At 69.5% G+C, this 8,712-nt stretch carries 7 protein-coding genes; 2 read left to right on the plus strand and 5 right to left on the minus strand.

The features are described from left to right. Positions 1–756: endo-1,4-beta-xylanase (locus AB0O34_RS26215; RefSeq protein WP_363919648.1), on the plus strand; the 756-nt coding region annotated here is incomplete at its 5' end. A gap of 1,472 nt (positions 757–2,228) precedes the next feature. Here AB0O34_RS26215 and AB0O34_RS26220 read toward each other — a convergent pair. Together AB0O34_RS26220 and AB0O34_RS26225 are read right to left on the minus strand one after the other, a co-directional pair. Then, a complete protein-coding gene (locus tag AB0O34_RS26220; protein ID WP_363919650.1) occupies positions 2,229–3,260 on the minus strand; it encodes a siderophore-interacting protein in 1,032 nt (343 codons plus the stop codon). A 23-nt stretch (positions 3,261–3,283) separates the two neighbouring features. Then, positions 3,284–4,630 (minus strand): SidA/IucD/PvdA family monooxygenase, encoded by a 1,347-nt coding sequence (locus AB0O34_RS26225; RefSeq protein ID WP_363919652.1) that lies wholly within the window; start codon positions 4,628–4,630, stop codon positions 3,284–3,286. A gap of 84 nt (positions 4,631–4,714) precedes the next feature. Here AB0O34_RS26225 and AB0O34_RS26230 point away from each other — a divergent pair, with 84 nt between their 5' ends. Continuing rightward, on the plus strand, positions 4,715–5,662 hold the full coding sequence (locus tag AB0O34_RS26230) for a methionyl-tRNA formyltransferase (protein ID WP_363919654.1): 948 nt from the start codon (positions 4,715–4,717) through the stop codon (positions 5,660–5,662). A 10-nt stretch (positions 5,663–5,672) separates the two neighbouring features. Here AB0O34_RS26230 and AB0O34_RS26235 read toward each other — a convergent pair whose 3' ends face one another. Genes AB0O34_RS26235 through AB0O34_RS26245 form a run of 3 tightly spaced genes read right to left on the minus strand, consistent with a single transcriptional unit; the run spans position 5,673 to position 8,615 of the window. Then, on the minus strand, positions 5,673–6,497 hold the full coding sequence (locus AB0O34_RS26235) for an ABC transporter ATP-binding protein (protein ID WP_363919656.1): 825 nt from the start codon (positions 6,495–6,497) through the stop codon (positions 5,673–5,675). A 4-nt stretch (positions 6,498–6,501) separates the two neighbouring features. Further along, positions 6,502–7,587, minus strand: coding sequence for an iron chelate uptake ABC transporter family permease subunit (locus tag AB0O34_RS26240; protein WP_363919658.1), 1,086 nt, complete (start codon positions 7,585–7,587; stop codon positions 6,502–6,504). A 2-nt stretch (positions 7,588–7,589) separates the two neighbouring features. Next, on the minus strand, positions 7,590–8,615 hold the full coding sequence (locus AB0O34_RS26245; protein ID WP_363919660.1) for an iron chelate uptake ABC transporter family permease subunit: 1,026 nt from the start codon (positions 8,613–8,615) through the stop codon (positions 7,590–7,592). Positions 8,616–8,712 lie beyond the last annotated feature (97 nt).

Below are 8,712 nucleotides of genomic sequence, written 5' to 3' on the forward strand. Positions count from 1 at the left end.
ATGGTCAAGGACTTCAAGGCCCGCGGCGTGCCGATCGACTGCGTCGGCCTGCAGGGCCACTTCAACAGCGGCAGCGCCTACAACAGCAACTTCCGCACCACCATCCAGAGCTTCGCCGCCCTCGGCGTCGACGTGGCCATCACCGAACTGGACATCCAGGGCGCCTCGGCCACCACCTATGCCAACGTGACCAACGACTGCCTGGCCGTGTCGCGGTGCGTCGGCATCACAACATGGGGCGTGCGCGACAGCGACTCCTGGCGCTCGGGCGACACCCCGCTCCTGTTCGACGGCAACGGCAACAAGAAGGCCGCTTACACCTCGGTCCTCAACGCCCTGAACGCCGCGAGTCCCAACCCCTCGCCAACCCCAACCCCGACCCCGACCCCGACACCTACGCCCACCCTGACGCCTACGCCCACCCCGACGCCTACGCCCACCCCGACGCCTACGCCGGGTACGGGGGCGTGTTCGGCGACGATCACGACGGTCAACAGCTGGCCCGGTGGGTTCCAGTCGACGGTGACGGTCGTCGCGGGCAGTTCGCCGGTCAACGGATGGACCGTGAAGTGGACCTGGCCCGGCGGGCAGAGCATCAGCAGTCTGTGGAGCGGCACGCAGACCGTTTCCGGTTCCACCGTGACGGTGCGCAACGCCTCTTACAACGGCTCCATCGCGGCGAACTCGTCCACCACCTTCGGCTTCACGGCCAACGGCACCGCGGCCACTCCCACCGCCACCTGCACCAGCCCCTGACCCACCGCAAGGTGCGCCGACCGGCGTCTGCGCCGGGCGGATGGTCAATCTCAGCGTCACCATGACGCAATCGTGAGAAGGAGGTACTACCGGTCGGCGGGCCGGTAGTACCTCAATCGCGCTGTGGGGCTCGGGCCGGCGGGGTGGGAACGAACCACCACGGTCCGAACCCAGTGCATCTGGCCGTGGGGCGCGATCGTGACATGGCGTTCAGGGGTCGCTGCTCGATCCCACCAGGCGTAAGGGGCCAGTACACCCGAGCGGGGGCCGGATTCGCGACGCGCTGGCCATGGCGAGTCGGCCGGCCGTCTTCAGGTGGTCCGAGCGACAGTAGTTTGCGGCGACGGATGTACTTTGCGGTAGTTCGAAGATTGATTTGAGGGACGGAGAAGCACCCCCTATCGTCCAGCTCTCTTCGTGGCGGGCATGGGATGTGCGCTCCCGGGCCGGGCCCGGGTATGCATTCTTCAGATTTTTTCTCGCGATAATATGCGGCTGAGTTGGCTCGCTGGTTGTCTATTACCGTGTGGCGCCGCCTCTGGATCGTTTTGGTTCGGACCTTCGTCCAATTTTTCTGTACTCGACGTTGCGATTGTTTTCGCGGTGGGTTCGATTATTCGGCATGATTTTCATTATGAATTGCTGGTGGGGTGACGGAGGGCTCCGTGCTTGAGCGAAGAGCTGCGGGAGTGCTTGTTTGAGGGTATTTACGGTGGTCTGGGGGCGTGAAGAGGGGCGAACGCGGGGTTGTGTGGCGCCTTGGTGTCGGGCGGGAAGTCGCGGTGGGTTTCAGTGGGTGGTCGGGTGGCTTGATGATCCCGGACCGAGGCTTTGACCTCTCTGGGGTGCCGCCTGGATTGTTCTCAACTAGCGTCTTCAGCGTGACGTCGATTCGACATATTCCACGGAAAGCGGGACGGCGCCACGTTAGCCCGGCAGGACGCCGGGCTCGACAATCAGACATGGAGTGATATTTCATGCTGAAGCGTGCTCTCGCCGCCGGTACATTGGCGGCTTCAAGCCTCATCGTTTCCATGACGATGTCGGCCCAGCCCGCCAGTGCAAGTGCGATAACCCACCAACCCCGACCCACTTCCATATCAGGGGCCCTGGACGAAGCGGGGCATCCTTGCTACTACAACGGCCATTACCACCGCCACTGGCACTATTGCCAGCAGGGCCACTATGGCCCGCAGGGCTCGTACGGGCACCAAGGCCCGTACGGTCACCATGGCCCCTATGGCCAGCACGGCCCGTATGGTCACCAAGGTCCGTACGGGCATCAGGGTCCCTATGGTCACCACAACGGTGGACCCAGGTGATGTAGTCGCAGGCGCGGACGGAGGAGGCTGACCAGCGAGCCGGAGGTGGGCGGCGCGGTAGTGGCCGAGCACGCTCGGTGCGGTCGTCGCCCCACCCCCGCCGGGCCGGGTTCGCGGAGTCGGGATTCCGTTCGTTTGATATGAGTGGGTCTACGCGTCTGGGGTGCGGCGGGTTCTTGGGATGCTCCAGTAGCCGAGGGCGCACACCTCGTCACGCCGGAGGCCGCGGTCGCGCAGCAGGTGCCTGCGCAGGCGCTGGATCATGAGCGACTCCCCGGCCGCCCAGACCTGGCCTCGGCCGGGCGGCAGGTCGAGACCGCGTACGACCTCCTCCAGCGCGCGTCCTTCGCCCGGTGCCCGCTCGCCGCGGTGGACCCAGTGCACCTCGGGGAGTGGCGCGTCCAGTGCCACGTGCTCGGCGGCGTCGCGCACCTCGGCCACCGCGATGGCACGATGCCCGGCGGGCAGCGTCTCGGCGATCGCCGCCATGGAGGGCAGCGCCGTCTCGTCACCGACCATCAGCGTCCACTCCGCCGTCGGGTCGGTCACCCAGTGGACGCGGGTGCCGCCGAAGCCCACCCGGTCGCCCGGCGCCGCGGCAAGCGCCCATCGTGACGCCGGCCCGTTGTCCAGGTGGAGGAAGAAGTCCAGGGTCACCAGCCCAGCCGCGCGGTCGTAGCGGCGTACGGTGAGGTTCACCGCGTGCTGCCTGCCGGCCGTCTCGGGGAAGCGCCAGCGCTTCAACTCGGGCAGTACGACCTCGTCCGCGCCGGGAGCAGGCCAGATGAGCGTGAGCGTCTCGGCGGGCTCTTCGACGGGCAGCGGGCCGGCGTCCACGAGGCGGAGGACGACCCGTCGCATCAGGGGTGACAGCTGCTCGCCGGATACGACCTCCAGCATCCCGACACAGAGAGGGAAGGCCCGCACCGACGACCGCGACCGGTCTACTCGTGCGCTCCCGGTCTGCGGCGAGGTCCGTACGGATGGGGTACCGCCGCCGGCCCGCATGAGAGCGTCCAGCGCCGAGTCCAGCCTGGCCTCGTTGTACGCCTGGGCGGACTTGAGCCTGGCTTGGTGATAAGCCTCTGAAGACTCCGGCCACGCTTCTTCGTAAGCCGGTGCCGGCTCGAACCCGGCTTCGTCGTGAGGGGCGGTCCAGGAGACGTCGGCTTGCTGGGTCACAGAGGAGTCTCTCGTTCGTCAGGTCAGGCGGGGCGGCCGGCGAGGGCCGTCGCCGCGGGGGCGCGGTGGGCGAGGAGGGAGTCGCGGATCTCGCCCGCGCGGATGGCGGTGGTCGACAGCAGGGTCGAGGTCATGCCGTGGGTGTGCTCGGTGCCGCCCTGGAGGTAGATGCCGGCGGTGACCCGCGGCGCGACCTCCACGCGGTGGTCGCGGCCCACGCGCAGCGCGTCATCGTCGTCGCGCAGGCAGAGCTTGGCCGCCTCGCCGAGCAGGGTGCCGAGGTCCTGGGGGCGGTAGCCGGTGGCGTGGACGAGGATGTCCGCGCTGAGCACGGTCCGCTCACCCGTGGGGAGGAACTCCACGGTGACGTCCAGGTGGTCGTCCACGGCGCGTACGTCCCGGATGCGGGAGACGTTGAGCATGCGCAGGCGCTCCCGGCCGTGGACCTTCTCGCGGTACGTCGTCGCGTACAGGGACTGGATGAGGTCCATGTCGACCACCGAGTAGTTGGTGCTCCGGTGGTAGTCGAACAGCGACTGCTTCACCCCGGGTGGGGAGTTGAAGTAGATGTCGACCGCTTCGGGGTCGAAGATGCGGTTGGCGAAGGGGCTGTCGTCGGCCGGGGTGTACCCGTACTTGGCGAAGACCGCGCAGACCTCGGCGTCGGCGAAGGTGCGGTGAAGGTAGTCGACCGCCTCGGCGGCGCTCTGCCCGGCGCCGAGTACGAGCGCGCGGCGCACCGGGGTGCCGGCCCCGGCCAGCTCGGCGACGCGAAGGACCAGCTCGCTGTTGTGCCACACCCGGTCGGAAAGGACGGTCCCCGGCGGCAGGTGGGGTTCCAGCCCGGTCGCCACCGACACGTTGCGGGCCCGGCGTACAAGGGTGCGAGCAGGGTCGTCGGGATCACGGCTCACCACGTCGAACCACCGGATCTCGCCGTCATCGCTCACCACCGGCTCGACGGCCACCACCTCGGCGGAGTACGAGACCTGGTGCCTCACCCGGGCGGCGGCCCACTCGAAGTAGTCGTGGAACTCGACCCTTAACGGGAACAGCGTCTTCTGGTTCAGAAAGTCGACAAGCCGGCCGCGTTCTTGCAGGTAGCACAGGAAGCTGAAGTCACTCGACGGGTTGCGCATGGTGACGAGGTCCTTCAGAAAGGAGACCTGCATCGTCGCGTCGTCGATGAGCATGCCCCGGTGCCAGCCGAACTGGGGCTGCTTCTCGAGGAATGCGGCATTGAGCCGTTCCTCGGCGGGGACTGCCGCGTTGTGCTCCTCGACGGCTATGGCCAGCGCCAGATTGGACGGCCCGAAACCGATCCCCAGGATGTCGTGGGTGACATCTGGTCCACTCTGCAGTGTGTCCACCGCGGCATCGCCTCCCTATGCCAGCGACATATTAGATAAGGTTAGCCTTACCTTGCAAGATTGCGCTCAAGGAGAGGATCGTTCATGCGGGTCGTCATGTTCGGCTACCAGACGTGGGGCCATCGCACGCTGCAGGCCCTGCTGGACGCGGGTCACGAGGTGGCACTCGTCGTCACCCACCCCAAGAGCGACCATGCGTACGAGAAGATCTGGGACGACTCGGTCGCTGAACTCGCCGCGAAGCACGACGTCCCGGTGCTCCTGCGCAACCGTCCCGACGACCGCGACCTGTTCCTCGCGCTCCGCGACGCGGCGCCGGACATCATCGTCGCCAACAACTGGCGCACGTGGCTGCCGCCGGACATCTTCGACTTCCCGCCGCACGGCACGCTGAACATCCACGACTCGCTGTTGCCGTCGTACGCGGGCTTCTCGCCGCTGATCTGGGCCCTGATGAACGGGGAGAAGGAGGTCGGGGTCACCGCCCACCGCATGAACGCCGAGCTGGACGCGGGCGACATCGTGCTGCAACGGGCCGTGCCGGTGGGGCCGCGCGACACCGCGACCGACCTGTTCCACAAGACGGTCGACCTGATCGGGCCCATCGTGCACGACTCTCTCGACCTCATCGCCTCAGGTCAGGCCAAGTGGGTCGCGCAGGACCGCGCCAAGGCCAGCTTCTTCCACAAGCGGTCCATCGAGGACAGCCGCATCGACTGGAACTGGCCGGCGGAGGACCTGGAGCGGCTGGTGCGCGCCCAGTCGGATCCGTACCCCAACGCGTTCACCTACCACCGCGGCGAGCGGATCCGCATCGTGTCGGCCGCCGTGTCGCGGGCGCACTACGGCGGCACCCCGGGGCGCGTCTTCATCCGGGAAGGCGACGGGGTGGTCATCGTCAGCGGTGCCGACGCCCGCGGCGGACGGCGGCGAGGGCTGGTGCTCACGCGGCTGCGCACCGAGGACGGCACCGAGCACGCCGCCACCGACTACTTCCGCACCATGGGCGGCTACCTCACCGCCCGGCCCTGAACGCGGTGCCCTAGCGAGCCGCCTCCGCGCGTACGGTGTCGTGGTGGCGGCTCATCGGGATGATCAACGGTGTGCCGCTGACCGGGTCCGTCGTGACCTGGCAGCGCAGATCGAAGATGTCGCGCACGGTCTCCGCGGTGATGACGCCGGCCGGGGCGCCCTCGGCGACGATGCGGCCGGACTTCATGGCGATGACGTGGTCGGCGTACCGGCAGGCCTGGTTGAGGTCGTGCAGGACCATCACGATCGTACGGTTCTCGCGCCGGTTGAGGTCGGTGATGAGGTCCAGGACGTCGATCTGGTGCGCCAGGTCCAGGTAGGTCGTCGGCTCGTCGAGCAGGAGCACCGGAGTGCCCTGGGCGACCGCCATGGCGATCCAGGCGCGCTGGCGCTGGCCGCCGGACAGCTCGTCGACCGCGCGGTCGGCGAGGGCGGTCATGCCGGTCGCGGCCAGCGCGCCGTTGACGGCCTCCTCGTCGGACTTCGACCACTGCCGCCACCAGGTCTGGTGCGGCGAGCGGCCGCGGTTGACCAGGTCGATGACGGTCAGCCCCTCAGGCGCGACCGGTGACTGCGGCAGGATGCCGAGGCGCTGGGCCAGTTCCCTGGTCGGGATCGAGTGCAGCGCGCGGCCGTCGAGCTGTACGGCTCCCTGGCGCGGCGCGAGCAGCCGCGCGAGGGCACGCAGCAGCGTGGACTTGCCGCAGGCGTTGGCGCCGACGATGGCCGTGATGCGGCCCGGCGGCACGACCAGGTCGAGGTCCTCCACGACCAGCCGGTTGTCGTACGCCAGGTGCAGGCCGCTCGCCCGCAGGTCCGGGTGGATGGTCGACATGCGTTCAGCCTCCTGAGCCCGCGCGGTTGGCGCGGATGAGCAGCCAGAGCAGGATCGGCGCGCCCAGCACGCCGGTGACGATTCCGACCGGCAGCTCCGTGCTGGGGATCAGCTCGCGTGCGACGAGGTCGGAGGAGAGTACGACCAGGGCCCCGGTCAGTCCCGAGGCGACCGGCGGCGGCCAGGCGGTGCGGGCGAGCCGCTGCGCGATCTGCGGCGCGGCGAGTGCCACGAAGGCGATCGGCCCGGCCGCGGCCGTGCCGAAGGCGACGAGCCCGACCCCTGTGAGCAGTAGCGTGAACCGGACCCGCTGCACGGGGGTGCCGAGGCCGGCGGCCACGTCGTCGCCGAGCTGCAGCGTGCGGGTCAGGCGGCCCAGCGTCAGCGCGACCGGCACCATCACCGCCACGGCGAGGGCGAGCGGGGCCACCTGGTCCCAGTCGCGGCCGTTGAGGTTGCCCACCAACCAGCCGAGCGCGGCCTGCGCCTGGAAGCGCCCGCCCTTGGCCACCAGGTAGTCGGTGGCGCTGGTGCAGATCCAGGACACTCCGATGCCGACCAGGATGATCCGGTAGCCGGTGGCGCCGCGGCTCCACGCCAGCAGGTAGACGAGCAGGCCGGTGGCAAGCGCGCCGAGGAGCCCCAGCGTCTGCGGGCCGAGGCCGCCGTCCCAGCCCAGCACGATGCTCGCGACGACGGCGGTGCCGGCGCCCTGGGTGATCCCGATCATGTCCGGGCTGGCCAGCGGGTTGCGCGTCATGGTCTGGAAGATCGACCCTGAGACGCCGAAGGCGATTCCCGCCAGCAGCCCGACGAGGGCGCGCGGCAACCGCAGCTCGCGGACGACCAGCAGCGTCCCGGGGTCCCCGTACCCGGCGAGCGCCTTCATCACCGACGTGAGGCCGATCGGGTAGTCGCCGACCGAGACGCCCCAGCAGAAGACGAGGAAGGTGACGACCGTGAGCGCCACGCACACGGCCACCAGGCGGGGACGCAGGACCCCGGAGACGGGCGGAACGGCCAGCCGGAACGTACGGCGGGATGGGACGAGGACCGTGCCACCGGAGGGGCCGGGGGATGGGGGGACCATGCTCACACCTCCGCGAGCCGGCGCCGGCGGACCAGGGCGATGAAGAACGGGCCGCCGATGAAGGCGATGAGGATGCCGGCCTGGATCTCGGTGGGACGTGCGGCGACCCGTCCGATGATGTCCGCGGCCAGCACCAGGCAGGGCGCGAGCATCGCCGACAGCGGCAGCAGCCGGCGGTGGTCGGGGCCGAGGCCCGCGTGGTGCGCGAGGATCCGGGCGACGTGCGGCACCACGAGCCCGACGAAGACGACCGGGCCGATCACCGCCACCGCCGCGCCGGTGAGCAGCGTGATGGCGATCGCGCCCTGGAACCGTACGACGCCGAGCCGCCGTCCGAGCGAGGCGGCCACGTCGTCGCCGAGGGCCAGGCTGTTGAGCGCGGGCGCACAGGCCAGCGCCAGCAGCGTGCCGAGGGCGATGAACGGCAGGATGCGGAGCACCGTGTCGCCGTCCTGGTCCGCGAGCGAGCCGGCCGACCAGAAGCGGTAGCGGTTCAGGGCGTCGGGGTTGGTCAGGACGACGGCGTTGGTGAGCGAGAACAGCAGCGAGCTCACGGCGACTCCGGAGAGCGCGAGCTTGACCGGCGTCAGGCCCGAACGTCCCAGCCTGCCGAGGGCGTACACCAGGACGCTCGCGATGAGCGCGCCGGCGAACGCGAACCAGATGTACCCGTACAGCGTCCCCAGGCCGAGCACCCCGACGGACACGACGATCGCGAAGGCCGCGCCGGCGCTGACGCCGAGCAGGCCGGGGTCGGCGAGCGGGTTGCGCGTCAGCGCCTGCATCAGCGCGCCGGACAACCCGAGGGCGGCGCCCGCCGCGAGGCCGAGCGCGGTGCGCGGGACGCGTACCGACCAGACGACGTCGTCGACCAGCCGGCTGCGCGGGTGCCCGAGCAGTGCCTGCACGACCTGGTCGAGGGGGAGGCTCCGGGCGCCGAGCGCGATCGACGACAGGCAGAGCGCGACGAGGACGGCGCCGAGCAGCGCCACGAGAACGGCGGGGCGAAGCCCCGCGCCGCGCGTCACCGAACTGTCTCCACGTTTCGACTTCCTTCACTTTGTTAGGTAAGGCAGGCCTTAACTGTAGCCCCCAGAGTTGGGCGGCTTCCTCTGGCGCCGGTCT

The organism is Sphaerisporangium sp. NPDC088356 (assembly GCF_040685555.1).
Taxonomy (GTDB): Bacteria; Actinomycetota; Actinomycetes; order Streptosporangiales; family Streptosporangiaceae; genus Sphaerisporangium.